Origin of the sequence: Vreelandella nanhaiensis (genome assembly GCF_003990185.1) — a bacterium.
GTDB lineage: Bacteria > Pseudomonadota > Gammaproteobacteria > Pseudomonadales > Halomonadaceae > Vreelandella > Vreelandella nanhaiensis.
This window is the reverse complement of the sequence record NZ_RZHF01000006.1, coordinates 180,091-198,053: the sequence shown is the minus strand read 5'-3', so window position 1 is coordinate 198,053 and position 17,963 is coordinate 180,091. Positions and strand designations below refer to the sequence as shown.

Sequence of the window (17,963 nt, the reverse complement as noted above, 5' to 3'; positions counted from 1 at the left end):
GGAGAAGTGGCATGACTAATCACGAATTGAACGAATTGAAAAACCGTTATGTGGCCAACGGCGCGGCAACTTCCAACACCGCCTTTGCCGAGCGCGCTGAAAACGCCGAGCTGTGGGATGCCGATGGCAACCGCTGGATCGACTTCGCCGGCGGTATCGGCGTACTCAACCTGGGCCACCGTCATCCGAAAATCGTCGCGGCGGTCGAAGCTCAGCTGCAAAAGGTTATGCACACCAGTGCGGCGGTAATTTCCTACGCGCCTTATGTTCAGCTGTGCCAGAAGCTTTGTGAACTGACCCCAGTGCGTGGACCCGAGCGTAAAGCCATGCTGGTCAACACCGGTGCTGAGGCGCTGGAAAACGCCGTGAAAATCGCGCGCGCCGCCACTGGCCGCTCTGGCATCATCACCTTTGACGGCGCCTTCCACGGCCGCACCATGATGACACTCGCCATGACTGGCAAGGTGCTGCCCTACAAGAATGACTTCGGCCCGATGCCGGGTGATGTGTTCCGCGCGCCATTCCCGAACCCCTTGCACGGCATCAGTGAAGAAGCCTCACTCAATGCCATTCGCACGCTATTTAAGACCGACATCGCCCCACACCGCACGGCGGCGATTGTGATTGAGCCGGTTCAGGGCGAAGGCGGTTTCTACATCGCCTCACCGGATTACCTGAAAGCGCTGCGCGCGTTGTGTGATGAGCACGGCATTCTGTTGATCGCCGATGAAGTGCAGTCGGGCTTTGCGCGCACTGGCAAGCTGTTTGCGCTGGAACATAGCGGCATCGAGGCGGATATTCTGACCACCGCCAAGAGCCTGGCCAACGGTATGCCGCTTTCCGCGGTGGTGGGCAGTGCCTGCGTGATGGACGCCTCCGGCCCCAACTCGCTGGGCGGCACCTACAGCGGTAACCCGCTCTCCTGTGCGGCGGCGCTGGCGGTCATTGAAGTGATCGAGGAAGAAAGTATCCTTGAGCGCAGCGAGCAGATGGGTCGCCTCTTGGCTGAACGTTTTGGCGTATGGGAAGAGCGCTTCCCCGCGGTTGCTCATGGCCGCCAGCTGGGTGCCATGGCGGCCTTTGAGCTGCTTGATGGGGAGGGCAAGCCTTCTCCCGAGTTAACCCAACAAGTGTGTGCCAAGGCACGTGAAAAGGGACTGATCCTGCTTTCCTGCGGCTTCTACGGCAACAGCATCCGCATTCTAGTGCCGCTGACCGTATCTTCAGAGGTGCTGGAAGAGGGCTTAAACATTATTGAGCAGTCCCTGGAAGCGCTTGGTTAATACTGCCTACCAGGCCTCAACAAGCCCGCCATCGTCAAACAGCGAAAGTGCTGGCGACTGGCGGGCTTCTGGTTTAGGCACCCTTCGCTAGGCAATGCAAGTACGCGTAGATAAATTTCGTTTGAACCAAACGAACTGAATGGGTGCCTTAGCCATACCGTACCATAGCGGTTGAGGGCTATGCGTCGCTAAACCGTGACGTTATTATCAAGTTGTCGCTTCATAACCAACTTAACAGGAGAGTCATAATGTATATCGCGATGAACCGTTTCCGGATTGCTCCAGGCCGCGAAGAGGACTTTCTGGAAGTATGGCGTAACCGCGACTCCCACCTTGATGAAGTTCCGGGCTTTAAACAGTTCAAGATGCTGCAAGGTGCCACTCAAGAAGATCACACGGTGTTCATTTCCCATAGCGTATGGGAGTCAGAAGACGCCTTTCGGGCGTGGACCCAGTCGGAAGCTTTCCGCAAAGCCCACGCTGGTGCCAAGTCACCGGAAGGCATCTACCTTGGCCCGCCCAAGTTTGAAGGCTATGAGGTGGTGCTGTAACCGCGGCGGTTATTCTGAGTTTGATGCTATCGTTGGCGGTGGCAAATAGCGCTCCAACAGCTGGGCGTACCAAAAGATTAAAACGCTGTTGAAAGCCCGCCATCTGTGTGACTAGCTCGCTGCGCTTGTGTCAGGCTGCGAGGTAGTCAGAAAGCGAGGTATCTTGCCTACGTTGAATAATATTTTGAAAGCCTGGGTCAATTATCGGCTATGACTGCCCATCCAACCGCTCAACTTTAGCGCCAAGCTTCCTTACCCTCAAAAAATCTAGTACCAAGCTATACATACCCGGCTCAAACTGCTCTTTGACACACTATTAATCAGTCAAGCAAGGCAGTTAAAAAAAACAAAAAAATTGCTATTCGAGCCCTTGAAAGTCAGTTGAATGCTCCTATTTCGAGAATTGCGGAGGCGCTGCGTCTCTGGCGTAACGGCCTCCTCTTATAATCTGCCTAGCGTAGGAGGTATTCGATATGTTCGATGATCTCAAGCGTTTTGAAACTGGCTCTGCCCAGCAGTTTGACTGGCTCCGCCAGTTGCTGGACGGCTTTTTTTCCGACGGCAATGCGATGGATATTCGCGCGGTGCCACGGGGCAGTTTTCCAATGATCAACGTAGCGCGTAGCGACGATACCGTGCGGGTATACGTATTTGCTGCGGGTTTGGCACCATCGGATCTGACCATCGATGTCCAGGACAATGTGCTCACTTTGCGTGGCAAGCGCGACTCCGTAATGGGTAGCAATGAGGATGGAAGCTCGCGCCCGGTGTTTCGCCGCGAACGTGCCAGTGGTGAGTTCGTACGGTCTATAGCCCTACCAGACGGATTGGATGCCGAGCGTGCAGAGGCGCGCCATGCGCATGGCGTGTTCGAGATCGTTCTGCCTAAACGGGAGGAGCTCAAACCGCGCCGTATTGAAGTCCAGGCGGCGTAAATCATGTTTATTAACCTTGATAAGGAGGAATAAATCATGAATAACGTTGTTCTTTCATCTAACCGTTCTTCGCTTCAACCACGTGGTGATGAGAAGCGCGAGCAGGAAGCCCTACTGCCAGCAGTGGATATTGTTGAGGAATCCAATGCCCTCAAGCTGGTGGCTGATATGCCCGGCGTTACTCACGAAACGCTTAAGGTAGAGCTCGACAACAACATACTGAGTGTGGAAGGAAGGATAGCGTTAGATATGACCGAAGGGCTAAGTGCGCTCCACGCCGAGGTACGGGGCCAGCGTTTCGCACGGCGTTTTAGCCTTAGTCACGAAGTGGACAGTGATGCTATTACCGCCACTATCGTCAATGGTGTGCTGACGCTAACGCTGCCCAAAAAGGATAGCCATCGCACGCGGCGTATTGAAGTCCAGGCGGCATAAAAATTGGCGCCTGAGTAACAGCAGAGTGCTTGCGATTCCGTAGGCACTCTTTTTTATGCCCTTATTGGCTACTGTTCTACGTAAAACTCACCCTTACCCACTATCACCGCGTTACCGCCTACGTGAACAAAACCAGGCTTGATGTCGCCATTGGCCGCAGTATAAATAACACTGGGTCGCCCCATCTCTACTCCTTGATGGATTTGTAAGCATAAGGGGCTTGTCTGGGTCGAGGCCAAGTACCCAGTCAACGCTGCTGCGGCGCTGCCGGTGGCAGGATCTTCACACAGGCCATGCTCTCTGGAGAACATACGGCTGCGAAGCGTTGTTTCTGAGCTGTCAGACGTCTCCGTTACATAGAGGTATATCTGCTCAATACCGCTCGGAGCAACGGTGTCTGCCCATATGGCTGCTGATATTTGTATGTTTTTTAGGGCCGCTGGGTCGCTCAACTGAATAAGATGGAAAGCCAGCCCACAGGATGAGATAACTGGCTTGTCGATGACTTGGTGGCTTTGCAGACCTAGCAATGCGGCCGCCGCTTTCTGATCCAATGGGCTAGGTGTAATGCTGGCGGGTCGGGCGGTGGTGAAAGCGGCTTTCTCACCTGAATAACGAATGGGTAGCTCACCCACGGGCGGATGGAGCACCAGCGTCTGCTCACGATTTACCAAGCCAAGCTTGGCAAGAAGCTGGGCGGTACCGACCGTGGGGTGCCCGGCAAACGGCAACTCTGAGGTGGGTGTAAATATCCGCATCGGGTAGTGGTTTGGCTCAATGGGCGCACTTAAGAACACCGTCTCGGCAAGATTAAGCTCATGGGCAATCGATTGCATGGTTGCGGCTGGCAGCCCGTCAGCATTTAAAAAGACGGCCAGCTGATTGCCCGAGAAAGGTTGATCGGTAAATACATCCAGTAGGTAATATTCTGTGGTTTTCATTTAACTATCTCTCTAAAGGTGCGCGTTTCCAAAACGCTTTTCGGCTCTCTTTTTGCGCCTGTGCACGAGTAACACCAATATCGTTTAGTAGCCGGTCATCGAGTGCTAGCAATTGGCGGCGGCTGCGGCGATCTTCACGATAGCGACGTAGTTGATAGCGAAGCCGAGTGAGGCTGAAGCGAGGCATAGTGGTTCCTCCAGTGGTTTGCCTGTTCAGGGTACTCAGTACGCTATTTGCAATACAGATATAGAGTTATGTATTTTAAAGATACAGATGGCCTATGTTATACCGGTGTATGCCTGCTTTAACGATCAACTGTATTGCTTGGAAAGAGGAAGTATCATGACGCGCTATGAGGAGGTCGCCGCTGTATTGCGTGATCGCATCGAACACGGCATTTATCGTGTGGGTGACCGCCTTCCTTCTATTCGTGCTGTTTGTGAGGAGATGGACGTCGGTATTTCCACCGCCCAGGAAGCCTACCGTCAGTTAATAGATACTGCCCTGATCGAGTCGCGGCCTAAGTCAGGCTATTTCGTACTGCCAAGCCGGGTGCCTAACGTACTGCCGTCAGTGTCTCGCCCCGCCCAGCGGCCGTTGGATATTTCTCAATGGGATCAGGTGCTGGAGCTTGTCGCCACACAGCGTGACGACGACCGGCTTTTGTTGGGTCGTGGCGTGCCAAACCTTGATTATGAAACGCTAAAACCGCTGTCGAAGATTCTTGCTGGCCTGCATCGCAGTATTGATTTCAATGGCTTTAATTACGATAAGCTGAGCGGCAGCCCCGAGCTTCGCCAACAGGTGGTACGGCTGGCGGTGGCTTCTGGCTGTTTACTCCATCCCGATGACATCATGGTCACTACCGGCTGTCAGGAGGCGCTTGCGATCTCGCTGCGCACGCTCACCCAGCCCGGCGATGTGGTGGCGGTGGATTCACCCAGCTTCTACGGCACCATGCAGATTCTCAAGGCCAACGGGCTCAAGGCGCTGGAAATACCTACTGATCCGCAAACCGGTATCAGCCTGGAGGCGTTAGAGCTGGCGCTTGAACAGTGGCCCATTCGCGCGATACAGGTGACGCCTACGTTCAATAATCCACTGGGATATACGATGCCTGAGGCGCGTAAGAGGGCGCTGTTTCAGCTTGCCCAGCGCTTTGATGTCGCGATCATCGAAGATGATATCTACGGCGACCTAGCGTTCGCCCAGCCCAGACCACGCACCATTAAATCCTTTGATGACGACGGGCGCGTACTGCTGTGCAGCGGCTTTTCCAAAACGGTGGGGCCAGGCTTGCGGGTAGGCTGGCTGGCGCCGGGGCGCTATCGTGATCAAGCGCTGCACATGAAGTACGTCTCCACCGGGGCGTCGGCCACGCTGCCACAGCTGGCGGTGGCGGAGTTCGTGGCCAAAGGGTACTACGAGCGCCATCTTCGCTATGCCGCCCGCCAGTACCAGCGCCAACGGGACATCATGATCAGTTGGGTGCAGCGCTATTTCCCTGAAGGCTCGGGGATTAGCTACCCGCAAGGGAGTTTTTTGCTATGGGTGGAGTTGCCTGCAGCGGTGGATTGTGTGCGCCTTAATGAGCGGCTGGCACAAAAGAGACTCCACGTGGCCCCTGGCTCGCTGTTTTCCGCTTCGGGCAAGTTTCGCCAATGTCTGCGTTTGAACTACGCCTTTACACTGACGCCCGCCTTGGAGGACGCCGTGCGCAGCGTGGGCGAGCTTGCCACGGCGATGGTGAACGAGGCGTTGGAGCATGAAGTGAGCCTGGGCAGACTTACGTCAGATCCATAAAGGGGTTGTAGGCGACTTCCCAGTAGTGGCCTTCAGGGTCGCGGAAATAACCGGAATAACCGCCCCAAAATACCTTTTCGGCTGGTTTGATCAGCTCGGCGCCTGCGGCAATCGCTTGTTCGAGCACCTGATCAACAGCGTCTTGGCTAGCGACGTTGTGGGCCAGCGTGATACCACTAAAACCACCTTTTGAGTCGTCGGCAATGCCGATATCCTTAGCCAATGACGTTCTGGGAAAGAGCGATAACCAGGCGCCTTCCATCTTGAAAAAGGCTACTTCGTCGCTGTCTGTCTCATGTTCTGGTAGCCCCAGGCCATCCCGATAGAACTGGATGGCACGCTTTAAGTCATGCACACCGAGAGTAATCAGGCTGATCTTGGGTTTCATGGCGGTGCCCTTTATTGATTGTCTTAAACTGGTCGCTGAAACGGTTGCCGTGTCTGCTCTGCGTTGTCGTCACAGGGTGAGATTGTCCTGACGAACATCTAGCTGTTCCAGGCGCTGCTTCAAGAGCCCCGGAAAGCGCGCATACCAGGTTTGATTGAGAGGGGAGGGGTGCGGCAGCGGATAGAGCGTAAAGGTTTGCGCTTCACCCTGATCATCCTCTAGCGTCACCTCGATGCTACTTTCAAAGCGATCCTCTTGCTTCCAGAAGGCTTCCAGCCTGTCGCGCTCCTCTTTTGGGCGATTGATCCCGAACCACAGGAAGGCTTCGCGTCCTAGCGTAATCAACGTTCGTCCTTCCCAGCGTGAGATCAGCACCTCGTTCATCAGGCCGTGAAAGTGGCGCTTGATCTTCATTGACCACGCCTTGTTGCCAACAGGCTTGTAAGGAACGGTATTGATCCAGAAAAAGTGCTCGCCCACCGCTTTTGATGCCTCGAAATCCGGCATCGTCTCGCCGTAGAGCTGCTCGTAAAGCGCCTTTCTGACCAATTGTCCGCCAGCACCGATAAAGGGTTCGCCATGGCGCACTTCATCGCGACCCGGGTCGCGCCCGAAAAAGCCGATGCGCAGGTTCGGCTTGCCAAGCCCGATGATCGGCTCCAGCGGATCGCGCTCGAAGCGCTCGTAGACTTCAACATCGATTCCCTCGATCTCTGCTGCCAGGGCCTTGAATCTCTCCTGCTGACGTGGGGTAAGTGGCATTTTGCATACTCCTTGTTGCAACCGGGCGTCTGGTTCAATCGAACCACTCCTGGGCCGTCCGCCACAGGCACATACCGATAAAATAAACCGATGCAAGCCCCCATCCCCATAGTGCCCAGGCGGCGTGCTCGGGGCTTGAGAGTATTAGCGACGTCGCGCAAACACACCACACTAGCGTGACGGCGATGTTGAGTGGCATGAACAAGCGCACCCGGAAAGGGTGAAGAAACTTCATGCGCGTCACGGTGAGGATAGCCAGAAAGATGATAGTGGCAAATGTCAGTAAGGGCGGAAAATCGAGAATATAGAAATAGGCAGCGACGATATTCCAGGCAGCCGGAAAGCCGACAAAATAATTATCCTGGCTTTTCATATTGGTGTTGCAGAAGCAGAACATGGAGGACAGCAGGATGATGAACACTGCAAGCAATGAAGAATTGGGCGGCAATTCAATGAAGTAGTAGATGAAAAGGGCAGGAATAAATGCCCAGGTAAGATAATCGATGACCATATCCAGCGTTGAGCCATCGAAATTGGGCAGTACAGCTTTCACTTCGTACTTGCGAGCCAGGGTGCCATCGAAACCATCCACCATCATTGCCGCCCCCAGCCAGAGCAGGCAGGCAACCGGGTTGTTGTCGATCAGGGCAAGCAGTGCCATGGTACCCAGCAGTACCCCGCTGGCCGTCAATATATGCACGCTCCATGCCTTGCATATTGAAGCGCGGGATTCTGTGTGCGAAGAGATCGGTTGAGCCACATTAACCCCATAGAGAACGCGTTGTTCTCTTTCCTTTGAATTTATTGGTAAGCCTTAAAGAACGATACACTACTACAGGAATGCTTCCAGAAAATGCGCCGGTAGGTTAGCCGTTAATGGGTGGCTTTCCTGATTTTTATACCGGGCGCTTGAACTGTTGCCGCGCCTGCTCTGCGCGTTTACGCGTTATGCAGGTGTACGAGTGGTCATTGAGAAGCCCCATCGCCTGCATCAATGCAAAAGCCGTGGTGGGGCCAATAAACTTCCAGCCGCGTTTCTTTAACGCTTTGGAAAGGGCGATGGATTCAGGCGAGACGGTTTGGGTCTGCGGCTCTTTTAACGCATCAGGCGCGGGCTCGAAGCGCCAGAAAAAGGCGGCCAGCGAACCTTCCTGTGCGACTAGGTCCTGCGCTCGCTGTGCATTGTTGATCGCCGCTTCGATCTTGCCGCGATGACGAATAATGCCCGCGTCTTGCAGTAGGCGCTCTACGTCGCGCTCACCAAAACGTGCTACCTGATGAAAATCGAAGTGATGAAAGGCGGCGCGCAAGTTTTCACGTTTGTTGAGAATCGTCCGCCAGCTTAAGCCCGACTGGAAGCTCTCCAGGCAAAGCTTTTCGAACAGGCGCTGGTCGTTATCAATGGGAAAGCCCCATTCGTTATCGTGGTAAGGCAGAAACTCCGGTGCACCGCCGCACCAGTAGCAGCGTGATTGGCCATCGGGGGCAATATATTCGCTCGGCATAGCGGCTCCTTCATTCGTTCACGTAGATTGCAGGTTTAGCCATGCGTGGCTGAGCCAGCGGCCCGCGCGCATTAGCTCAGCCTCCGTCGCTCCCGCATAGCCCAGCACAAGGCCTGCGCGTTGGGGATGCCCCAGATAGTAGCGGGATAGCGGGGAGAGGGTAATGTTGGCCTGTTGGGCCAATCCAACCAGCTGAGCTTCTTGGTTCACACTCTCAAGCTCAGCGACCAGATGTATGCCGGCATGACCTGAGGAGAGTTTCAGCCCAGCCTCAATGGCGGGGGCCAGCGCGCGACGCAGGCAGGCTTGGCGCTGGCGATAGCAAATGCGCATCCGGGCGATATGGCGTGAAAACCCACCTTTGCCAACAAACTCCGCCAGTGCAGATTGCATCGGGTAATTGCCTTCGCGGTGTAGGCGGGCGTGGGCCAGTCGGAACGTATTCGCCAATGTTGCGGGCAGGACGATATAACCCAGCCTAAGCCCCGGGTAGAGCACCTTGCTGAATGTGCCGATATAGATGACGGATGCCTGTTCCGATAAGCCCTGAAGCGACGGTGTGGGCGGCGTGTCGTAGCGAAACTCGCTGTCGTAGTCATCCTCAACTACCCAGGCGCCGTGCCTTGCCGCATGCTCCAGTAACACCAGGCGCCGGGGAACCGGCATGGTGACGCCGCTGGGGTATTGGTGAGAAGGCGTCACGTAGATCAAGCGCGGCGAAGGTGTGTTGGCTGGGCAGCGTGAAGGGTTCAGCCCTTCTTCATCGACCGGAACGGGGACGATATTCAAACCCGCTGCTAAAAAGCAGGCTTGCGCGCCGCCGTAGCCAGGTTCTTCCATCCATACTGTATCGCCGCTATCGGTCAGCAGTTGGGCCACCAGCTCGAATGCCTGCTGCGCACCTTGGGTGATCACGATCTGCTCAGGAATACAGCGCACCGCGCGGGAAAGCGTCAGGTAATCGCACAATGCCTCTTTAAGCGCGGGCAAGCCGCCATCGGTTTGATACGAAAGCCACGCGGTATCGGCCTGGCGATAGTGGCGCCTTAAAAGGCGCTGCCACTGAGCGTGGGGAAATAGATCCAGCCCCGGCACGCCCGGCGCAAAGGCTTGGTAGTGTTGGCTTAGCGTACCGCAACGATCAATTAACGCCTGCCCGCGGGCTGAGTAGCTAAACGCGGCTTCAGAAAGCGGCTTGGCAGGAGCCGGTAGGGTAGGCAGATTGGCCACGTACATCCCTGCGCCCCGCCGGGAGACAACCAAACCCTCAGCTAACAGACGATCCATCGCCGACAGCACGGTATTACGGCTAATACCCAGGCCGCGAGCCAAGTGCCGTGAGGAAGGTAAATCGCTTCCGGCGGCCAGCTCGCCATGCTGAATCCAGCGGCGCAGCGTGCTGTAAAGCTGGTGTACCAAAGAGGTTGCTCCTCCGGCATCTACACGCAGCGCCAAGGCATCAATGAGCCATTCACTAGACGGCGTTCGCTGCTTCACTGGTTCCCTCGCTATTGAATAAAGTGGTTCTTCTATAAGGGCCACTATAACGAGAGACTGTCTATACCAACATCTTTTTAAGGAGTGCCACCATGCATAACGTTCGGGCTGCTGTGCTGGATGACTTAGATGCGCTTAGTGCACTGCTGGATGACTATCGTCAATTTTATCAGCAGGAAAGCGATCTGAATGGCGTTCGCCATTTCTTAAGTCAGCGTTTCGGGTTGGGAGATTCGTTTATTTTGGTCAGCGAAGACGTGGAGGGGAATGTTAGTGGTTTCGTGCAACTCTATCCCGGCCTATCCACGGTAGGTCTCAATGCGCGGTGGACGCTGAACGATCTTTACGTATCGTCTGGAAGCCGTGGCCAAGGGGCGGGCCGGGCGCTGATGGACGCTGCCGCAACGCTTGCTCGCGAACATGGCGTCGCACGGTTGGTGCTGATGACACAGGTGGAGAATGAACGCGCGCAACGCCTGTATGAGTCACTTGGCTGGCAGCGTAATACCGCGTTTCATAGCTATCTGCTGGATGTGAATAAGGGGTGAGTATGACCGAGCAAATGAAGTCTTCAGTATTGGCTTTTCCTCCTGCTACGCCTGTCCGTATGGCACAGGCGATGTACGACAAGCTCTGCTACCACGCGGATGCTTGGGATGTAGCGCAGGATCTGGCCAATGGCATTGACGAAATTGTGGTAATCGATACTCGCAGCTTCGAAAACTATTGTGCTGGGCATATTCCCGGGGCGGTCAGCTTCCCACATCGAGAGATGGCACCTGAACGGCTAACAACGCTTGATGCCTCTCGAGTGTATATTACTTACTGCGATGGAATTGGCTGCAATGGCTCCACCAAAGGGGCTTGGAAGCTTGCCAGCGCAGGCTTCAAAGTAAAAGAGCTGCTAGGCGGTTTGGATTTCTGGCGTCGCGATGGGCATCCGGTGCAAGCAGGTGATTCGCGCGGTACGCTGTTGAAAGCGTCTCTCACCGAGTGTGGCTGTTAGTACATACGGCAGAAGGTCTGACGAGCCCGGCGCTTGCCGGGCTCGAGCCACTCACGCGTCGCTTAGCTTGCGCGCGCGGTGCAGGTTTTCCATGGTGTTCAGACACGCCTGGGCGGCTTCTTTGCCTTTTGCCAGGAAGTGCTGGAAGTAGAAGTCGTGATGGGTGCCGTGCTCATGGAAGTGGTGCGGCGTGAGTACCACCGAAATGACCGGCACTTGGGTATCGAGTTGAACGCGCATCATGCCATCGATCACCGCGTGGGCGACGAAGTCGTGGCGATAGATGCCGCCATCTACCACAAAGCCGGCTCCTACGATGGCACCATAGCGGCCGCTCTCGGCGAGCACCTTGGCTTGCAGCGGAATTTCATACGCGCCTGAAACGGTAAACGTATCCACTTGATCAGCATTTAAGCCGTTGCGCTCCACTTCCTCGATAAACGCCTGGTAGGCTTGACCAACGATATCGTTGTGCCAATGGCCCTGAATAAACGCGATGCGCTGGGACGTGGTATGCGAGGAAAGTGCTAAGGGAAAGGTCTGATTCATGGTCATTCTCTTGGGTAAGTGGTACCAGAATCAGGGCATGCGGCATCTGTCATAAGGCATAACGCACGCTCCCGGCGGCTTTCACCGTGAGGGCGTCGTTTAATCGATGCCGTTCTCTTTCATCCGGACTATCACCGTCGGCTTCGGGTTCTCACCGAATCTGCTGACCTCGAGGAGGTAGACTCCTTGAGCGCTCGCGGGCTTAGGCCGCTTTCGTAAGCGAAAGGCACCATCACCGCCGGTGGGGACTTTCACCCCGCCCTGAGAACGTGTTGCTGTATCTGCACTATGGCTGGATATCAACCTGTCTATCTTACGCTGATTGTAAAGGCTCAGCCAGAGGGCCGTTGAGTCTCTGAAAGCTAAAACGTAAAGCCGGTCTAGGGAGCATCAGCGGGAGAGCACACGTCTACCCATTCAGCATTGACCAGCTCAGCCAGCCGCGAAGGGCATATGCGAACAGCGCTGTCAGGTGAGCCAGCGGCAGACAGCACTTCATCAAAGTGCTGAAGCGATTTATCGCAGTATATCGGTAGGTCGGTGACTAACCCAAACGGGCAAACGCCACCAGCCGGATGGCTGGTAAGCTCCATGACTGTTTCGTCATCGAGCAGCGTCGCCTCGCCGCCAAAGGTATCTTGAAACTTGGCGCTATCAATCTGGACATCGCCGCTGACCACAACCAGCAAAGGGTTCTCACCGATCTTGAATGCCAGCGTCTTGGCTATCTGGCCGGGCACTATGCCGTGGGCGTCGGCAGCCTGTTGTACGTTTGGGACGCTGTTTTCCAGCTCGATAATCTTGAGATCAGGGGCGTACTCTGCCAGAAAACTGCGAGCGGTTAGTAAACTCATAGATGGCTCCTTGAACAGTTTAGTTTCAGGTTAACGTGCTTTGTCCAAGTCAGCCAATCCAGACGGGCATGAGGGGGGAAGTGAGCGTTACGTTACGCTCCCATGCCGTATTGTGTCTTTTGAGCTTCCGCCCTAGTGTTAAGCATGTAGTCACCCCAATAACAACAATGAGGCGGCCCTGATGAATGGGCCGAATAAAGAGATGAGTGAGTCGAATAAAGAACAGCATGAAAGCCGTCAGGTGAGTCAGCCGATCAGCCGCTTTCCCGTTCCTCCCTTGGGTGAGTTGCCCGCTGATATTCGCGAACGCATTGAGGCAGTACATGAAAAAGCCGGGTTTATTCCCAACGTATTTCTTGCCCTGGCACACCGTCCTGATGAGTTCCGAGCTTTCTTCGCGTATCACGATGCGCTGATGGAGAAGCCGGGCAACCTATCACTTGCTGAGCGGGAAATGATTGTCGTGGCAACCAGTGCCGCCAACCAGTGCCAGTACTGTGTGATTGCACATGGGGCTATTTTACGTATTCGCGCTAAAAACCCACTGGTAGCGGATCAGGTGGCACTTAACTACCGAAAAGCGGATATTTCAGCGCGGCAAAAGGCAATGCTAGGTTTCGCCTTGAAGGTAACCCAACAGGCCTATGCAATAGGAGAGGAGGATTTTGCTACCCTGGCAGCACATGGCTTCAGCGAAGAGGATATGTGGGATATTGTGTCGATCACGGCTTTTTTCGGTATGTCCAACCGCTTGGCCAATGTCGCCAACATGCGGGCAAACGATGAGTTCTATATGCTGGGACGATGATATTGATTGCAACCCCCTGGCTGCCAAAAACAGTCCAGGGGCTTGATCACTCATAAGCTGCATTGGCTTACAGAGCGTCGACAACCTCATCGATTTGCATTTTCAAGCTTTGCAGGCCGCCACCTGAGAGATACCAAAGCGCTGGGGTCAGGCTAACCAGGCGTACATCTGAGGCGCCTGCCTCCTCCAATATGTGTTCCAGGGCTTCCATATCCGCAGGCTCATCACCAATTGCCGCGCTACGATCAACAATCAGTATTACGTCGGGCTTAATCTCGGCGATAGCTTCCGGGGACAGCGGCGTAAACGTGCGGCTGCTACGCGTTTCGCTGGTAACGCTGTCAGGCATGTCGAGGGTTCCAAGGCCCAGCACATCGTGTATTACCGGGTGCGTATTAAGTGTCAGGCCGCCCTGATTGTGGGTAGCGGCCAGTACACGCGGCGCGTCGGCCAGTGCCTGACGCTGTTTCTCGATGTGGGCATGCAGTTCTTCAAGCGCTTGTTCAGCGCGCGCTTCGGCGTGTAGCCGGTTGGCGATCTGGTGAACATTATCGTCAAACGCCGTCAGGTAGTCGTCGCCTTGAACGCTGGTATTCAGCATAGGGGCGATCACTTCCATTTCTTGTTGCCATTCACCTTGGCGGCCGGTGAAGAGAATCAGTTGCGGCTTGCTAGCATTGAGCGCTTCGATATCAGGCGAACGTAAGCCGCCGATGTCGGTATAGCGCTCATCTTCATACTGGGAAAGATATTCGGGAAGGTTCTGCTGAGGAACGCCCACTACCTGCTCGCTTAATCCCAACTCGTCCAGCGTGTCCAGGCTGCCGAGATCAAAAGTGGCAACGCGATCTTCGCCATAGGCGGCAGCACTTGCAACAGATAGCAGCAGGGAGGTGGCCAATACCTTAGTTTTCATAGCGACTCCGTTCATGAGAAATATTTGTATATGAGATTTTTTCTCATATTCTCAAGGAACAAAAGTGTTGTCACTAAGCGTATGTGGAACAGAGTGTTGCGAAAAACGCTATGCCCCATGTGACCTACGAGTTGGCTCTTTAAATAGGTTTTCAAGAGGATATCTAGCGTATCTGTATTAAAAAGTTCATCTTGATGAACTTCCTGGTATGGTTGTTTGCCATCAGGCGAAGTTTTATAAAACCATCTTTTTCGTAACTTAATTAGGTGAGGTTTTTAATGCGTAGACTAAGTTTTATTTAAATAGTATTTAACATGAATCTTATAAAGCCGGGCATGGAATATTATTGAACAGCCAGCTTTATAGTGTATCGTAAATATTTGTTATGGATATTAAGCATATGAATGAGATATATTTTTTATTAATAAGGTCATTATAAAGGTTAGCCTTGAAATGATAAAAATAAATATCCAGCCTGATCGTTATAAATTCACGGAACAAAAAGAAATTGCCGTTATCTTACCCGCCAGATTGTTAAAGTAGCTCAGACAGCTGTTGCTTAGAAGCGTATTGCGCCGGTTTAATTGGTTTCTTTTTTTATTTTTTATTTAAGGTCAATGCACTATGCCCGCCGCCAATGTATTGGTTAAGTATAATAGGGATAAAAAGAATGAAAGATATGTGTATGCTTCCTTCCGCCGCCAGCGGCGTAATGTTTACTTTCTTTATATTATCACTTCTTTCCTGCTCTGTAGCCTTTTCGGCTGGTTTCTCTATGAACAGCATCAACAGGAAATGAGATCTGCCAAATCCTATAGTGCCGCACGGGCAAGTACTATCGTTGAGTGGGCGAAAAGCGTTTTCTCACAAAGTAATCAGGTACTTCTAAGTATTTCTGAGCTTATTGATATTCAAGGCATGCCTGACGAGGAGACGGCGATGTCCGTGGCAGTGGAGCTGAGTGATCGCCATCGCTATGCACCGTTGATCCAGGAAATTAGCCTGCTGGATAGTCAGGGCAATGTCTTGGTCAGCAGTGGTAATAGCAGCTACCAGGGTAGAGATTTAAGCAATACAGATTTTTTTACCGCCCTTAGCAGTAACCAGCAGCAAGAAATCGTAACGCCGCTTTACTGGTCCGACGAGGATCAGGCGTATTTTCTGCACCATGCGCTACGTTTAGACGATCAAGAGGGGAATTTTACAGGCGTAGCGCTGGTGCGCATAGCACCGCAAGTATTTGTCGATACGATTAACCGAATGCAGGTTCAAGACGGTGAAAGTATTGCCCTGATTGATCCAACGCTCAGGCTGATTGCCCGAATTTCCCAATTGGGTGGTCGCACACAAACAGGCACTCAATTGGTTGACCCTATTACGCAGGGCATTTTGGATAATGGCCAGAGTCCATGGTCAAACGTGATGGGTTCATTTCTGGACCATCGCAAACGACTTTTTTGGCTCCAACGCGTTGATAATTTTCCGATATGGGTCGTGGCGGGCATGGAAATGGAGCAACTGCTGGCAGAATGGCGTCAGCGAGCCGCCATTTTGCTGGGGATGTTAATCGCTATTGTCTTACTGGGCGGCTGGGGAGTACGTCATTACGTCAAGCGTTTAAAGCTAGAGCTGTTATTGCAAAAACGTCTTGACGAGCGTGAACAGGCGCGTGCCCAGGCTCAGGCAGGCGAGGCCTATCTCCAGGCGCTTATTCACTCCATCCAGGATTTGATCTTTGTTTTTAATACGCAAGATCAGATTACCTATATGCATGTACTGCATAAAGAAATGATGCTGGAAGGCGAGGAGAGCCTGATAGGCAAGCATTATACAGAAATTTTTCCCGACGCTTTGGCCAAGCGCTTTGATGCTGTTTTTGAACAGGTAAGGTGGTATCGGCAAGCCGTCACTATCGAATATCCGCTTAATGTGCGCCGCGGAGAGTTGTTTTTTCAGGCAGTTGTTAGCCCCCTTGAAAATACCGATGGCAGTTTCTCGGGAACGCTGTTGGTTGCGCGGGATATTACCGAAGCCAAACAGAACGAAGTGGAACTGAATATTGCCGCCGCGGCCTTTCAAGCGCATTTGGGTATCATCATCACCGATGCCCATGGTCTTATTCTCAAGGCCAATCCCATGTTTACTCTAATTACCGGCTATACCGAGGAGGAAGTCATTGGCCATGACCCGCACATGTTCAGCTCAGAACAACAGGGGGCTAGTTTCTACCGTCATTTATGGCGCAGCTTAAAAAAACATGGGCGGTGGGAGGGCGAGGTATGGAATCAGCGAAAAAATGGCGAAGCGTTTCCAGGGTGGGTGGCAGTTAGCTCGATTACCAATGCCGATGATCAGTTAACCCACTATGTGGCCACCGTCATTGATATCAGCGAGCGGAAATCGGCCGAACAAGAGATCCATCAACTGGCGTTTTATGATTCCTTAACGGGGCTGGCTAACCGCCGTTTATTTATGGATCGCCTGGAAGTAGCGCTCAAGGAGGTTATACGCTACCGCAGCTACGGCGCGCTGTTGTTTATCGATATTGATCACTTTAAGCAGATCAATGATGTCTATGGTCACCCGCTTGGTGATCGTTTGTTGAAATGTGTCGCGAGTCAGCTTGCTCAGCAGTTAAGAGAAAGTGATACGTTGGCCTGCTTGGGTGGAGATGAGTTTGCGGTACTGGTGCCCTCACTTAACGCTGATCCGGTAAAAGCCGCTCAATTGGCTGAACGTATTGCCCACAAGCTGATGACCGTTATACGACGTACCAGTGCGCTGATAAACCATTCGATCAACATCAGCGCCAGTATCGGGATTACACTGCTAAGCGATTCAAATATTGATCAGGAAGGGTACCTGCAGCAAGCCGATATGGCCCTTTCTCAAGCCAAAGTGAAAGGGCGGGACACGCTCTGCTTTTTTGATCCTGCCATCCAGGCAGCCCTGTTAACGTCGATACATTTGGAGCGCGAATTACGCCAGGCGCTGGCGCTTAAACAGTGGCAGCTTTACTACCAGCCCCAAGTGAACGTAGACGGCAAAACCACGGGGGTGGAAGCGCTATTGCGTTGGCAGCACCCTGAGCGTGGGCTGGTATCGCCTGGGGAGTTTATACCTCTGCTTGAAAGTACCGGCCTTATTAGCGAAGTAGGTGAATGGGTGCTGGAAAAAGCCTGTTATCAGCTAGCTCGCTGGGCCCAGTACCCAGAATTTTGCCACCTGACCGTATCGGTCAACATAAGCCCGCTGCAGTTTCAGGATGCCGATTTCGTGACGCGCATTAAGGCGATCTTCGAGCGTACAAAGGCGCCCCTTCAGCGTCTGAAGCTTGAAGTGACAGAGTCACTTTTTGTCGAGGCGCGAGATAACGCACGCGACAAGATGCTTGAACTGAAAGCGTTGGGCGTACGTTTTTCATTGGATGACTTTGGTACCGGGTACTCTTCGCTGATGTATCTGACACAGTTGCCGCTGGATCAGCTCAAAATTGACCAATCCTTTGTGCAGCGGGTACTGACCAGCAGCGCGAATGCGGCCATTGTCGAGAGCACGATTGTACTGGCCGAAAGCCTTGGCCTGGATGTGATTGCCGAAGGGGTGGAGACGCAGGCCCAAAAAGCGTGGCTCCTGGAACATGGTTGCCACGCGTATCAAGGGGATCTGTCGGGCCGCCCGGTTCCCGTTGATGCCCTTGAAGAGCAGCTTGTCTCAGTCCAGCACTAG

General features: G+C 53.5%; 19 protein-coding genes and 1 riboswitch. Of the genes, 9 read left to right on the top strand and 10 right to left on the bottom strand.

Translation table 11 applies throughout. The features are described from left to right. Positions 1 to 11 precede the first annotated feature (11 nt). From gabT to ELY38_RS06195, 4 genes are all read left to right on the top strand, one after another. Complete coding sequence (gabT, locus tag ELY38_RS06210; RefSeq protein ID WP_127060639.1) at positions 12 to 1,283, top strand: 4-aminobutyrate--2-oxoglutarate transaminase; 1,272 nt, start codon at positions 12 to 14, stop codon at positions 1,281 to 1,283. A gap of 248 nt (positions 1,284 to 1,531) precedes the next feature. Beyond that, a complete protein-coding gene (gene hmuQ / locus ELY38_RS06205; protein WP_127060638.1) occupies positions 1,532 to 1,834 on the top strand; it encodes a heme-degrading protein HmuQ in 303 nt (100 codons plus the stop codon). Between the two features lie 473 nt (positions 1,835 to 2,307). Then, entirely contained in the window at positions 2,308 to 2,769 is a 462-nt protein-coding gene (locus ELY38_RS06200) for an Hsp20/alpha crystallin family protein (RefSeq protein WP_127060637.1), read from the top strand. Positions 2,770 to 2,805: 36 nt separating this feature from the next. Then, positions 2,806 to 3,204: an Hsp20/alpha crystallin family protein gene (locus tag ELY38_RS06195; protein ID WP_127060636.1), complete on the top strand. Its 399-nt coding sequence runs from the start codon at positions 2,806 to 2,808 to the stop codon at positions 3,202 to 3,204. A gap of 68 nt (positions 3,205 to 3,272) precedes the next feature. Here ELY38_RS06195 and ELY38_RS06190 read toward each other — a convergent pair whose 3' ends face one another. Then, positions 3,273 to 4,145, bottom strand: coding sequence for a PhzF family phenazine biosynthesis protein (locus ELY38_RS06190; protein WP_127060635.1), 873 nt, complete (start codon positions 4,143 to 4,145; stop codon positions 3,273 to 3,275). A gap of 4 nt (positions 4,146 to 4,149) precedes the next feature. Beyond that, positions 4,150 to 4,332 carry a DUF1127 domain-containing protein gene (locus ELY38_RS06185; protein WP_127060634.1) on the bottom strand — a complete coding sequence of 61 codons (183 nt, stop codon included), beginning with the start codon at positions 4,330 to 4,332 and terminating at the stop codon, positions 4,150 to 4,152. Positions 4,333 to 4,488: 156 nt separating this feature from the next. On the opposite strand from ELY38_RS06185, the gene ELY38_RS06180 reads away from it, so the two are divergent. Further along, positions 4,489 to 5,949: an aminotransferase-like domain-containing protein gene (locus ELY38_RS06180; RefSeq protein ID WP_127060633.1), complete on the top strand. Its 1,461-nt coding sequence runs from the start codon at positions 4,489 to 4,491 to the stop codon at positions 5,947 to 5,949. Here ELY38_RS06180 and ELY38_RS06175 read toward each other — a convergent pair. The 5 genes from ELY38_RS06175 to pdxR form a co-directional block, all read right to left on the bottom strand. Further along, on the bottom strand, positions 5,933 to 6,337 hold the full coding sequence (locus ELY38_RS06175) for a VOC family protein (protein WP_127060632.1): 405 nt from the start codon (positions 6,335 to 6,337) through the stop codon (positions 5,933 to 5,935). The two genes, ELY38_RS06180 and ELY38_RS06175, sit on opposite strands and share 17 nt — an antisense overlap. Before the next feature lie 69 nt (positions 6,338 to 6,406). Beyond that, positions 6,407 to 7,099 (bottom strand): uracil-DNA glycosylase family protein, encoded by a 693-nt coding sequence (locus ELY38_RS06170; protein ID WP_127060631.1) that lies wholly within the window; start codon positions 7,097 to 7,099, stop codon positions 6,407 to 6,409. Positions 7,100 to 7,133: 34 nt separating this feature from the next. After that, positions 7,134 to 7,817: a phosphatidylcholine synthase gene (gene pcsA, locus ELY38_RS06165; protein ID WP_422822314.1), complete on the bottom strand. Its 684-nt coding sequence runs from the start codon at positions 7,815 to 7,817 to the stop codon at positions 7,134 to 7,136. Positions 7,818 to 7,995: 178 nt separating this feature from the next. Beyond that, positions 7,996 to 8,604: a DNA-3-methyladenine glycosylase I gene (locus ELY38_RS06160; RefSeq protein WP_127060629.1), complete on the bottom strand. Its 609-nt coding sequence runs from the start codon at positions 8,602 to 8,604 to the stop codon at positions 7,996 to 7,998. Positions 8,605 to 8,622: 18 nt separating this feature from the next. Further along, positions 8,623 to 10,101, bottom strand: coding sequence for a MocR-like pyridoxine biosynthesis transcription factor PdxR (gene pdxR / locus ELY38_RS06155; protein ID WP_127060628.1), 1,479 nt, complete (start codon positions 10,099 to 10,101; stop codon positions 8,623 to 8,625). Between the two features lie 92 nt (positions 10,102 to 10,193). On the opposite strand from pdxR, the gene ELY38_RS06150 reads away from it, so the two are divergent. Both ELY38_RS06150 and ELY38_RS06145 read left to right on the top strand, forming a co-directional pair. After that, the gene (locus ELY38_RS06150; protein ID WP_127060627.1) at positions 10,194 to 10,649 is read left to right on the top strand and encodes a GNAT family N-acetyltransferase; all 456 of its coding nucleotides are present in this window, start codon (positions 10,194 to 10,196) and stop codon (positions 10,647 to 10,649) included. A 2-nt stretch (positions 10,650 to 10,651) separates the two neighbouring features. Further along, a complete protein-coding gene (locus tag ELY38_RS06145; protein ID WP_127060626.1) occupies positions 10,652 to 11,107 on the top strand; it encodes a rhodanese-like domain-containing protein in 456 nt (151 codons plus the stop codon). A 51-nt stretch (positions 11,108 to 11,158) separates the two neighbouring features. Here ELY38_RS06145 and ELY38_RS06140 read toward each other — a convergent pair whose 3' ends face one another. After that, complete coding sequence (locus ELY38_RS06140) at positions 11,159 to 11,656, bottom strand: 6,7-dimethyl-8-ribityllumazine synthase (RefSeq protein WP_127060625.1); 498 nt, start codon at positions 11,654 to 11,656, stop codon at positions 11,159 to 11,161. 107 nt (positions 11,657 to 11,763) lie between these two features. Beyond that, a riboswitch (FMN riboswitch) is annotated at positions 11,764 to 11,929 on the bottom strand. 107 nt (positions 11,930 to 12,036) lie between these two features. Next, positions 12,037 to 12,510, bottom strand: coding sequence for a YbaK/EbsC family protein (locus ELY38_RS06135; protein WP_127060624.1), 474 nt, complete (start codon positions 12,508 to 12,510; stop codon positions 12,037 to 12,039). Positions 12,511 to 12,691: 181 nt separating this feature from the next. Between ELY38_RS06135 and ELY38_RS06130 the strand changes: the two genes are divergently transcribed. Beyond that, a complete protein-coding gene (locus ELY38_RS06130) occupies positions 12,692 to 13,318 on the top strand; it encodes a peroxidase-related enzyme (protein WP_246009077.1) in 627 nt (208 codons plus the stop codon). 67 nt (positions 13,319 to 13,385) lie between these two features. Here the strand turns inward: ELY38_RS06130 and ELY38_RS06125 are convergent, their stop codons facing one another. Then, complete coding sequence (locus tag ELY38_RS06125) at positions 13,386 to 14,234, bottom strand: ABC transporter substrate-binding protein (RefSeq protein WP_127060623.1); 849 nt, start codon at positions 14,232 to 14,234, stop codon at positions 13,386 to 13,388. A 795-nt stretch (positions 14,235 to 15,029) separates the two neighbouring features. Between ELY38_RS06125 and ELY38_RS06120 the strand changes: the two genes are divergently transcribed. After that, complete coding sequence (locus ELY38_RS06120; protein WP_246009076.1) at positions 15,030 to 17,963, top strand: bifunctional diguanylate cyclase/phosphodiesterase; 2,934 nt, start codon at positions 15,030 to 15,032, stop codon at positions 17,961 to 17,963.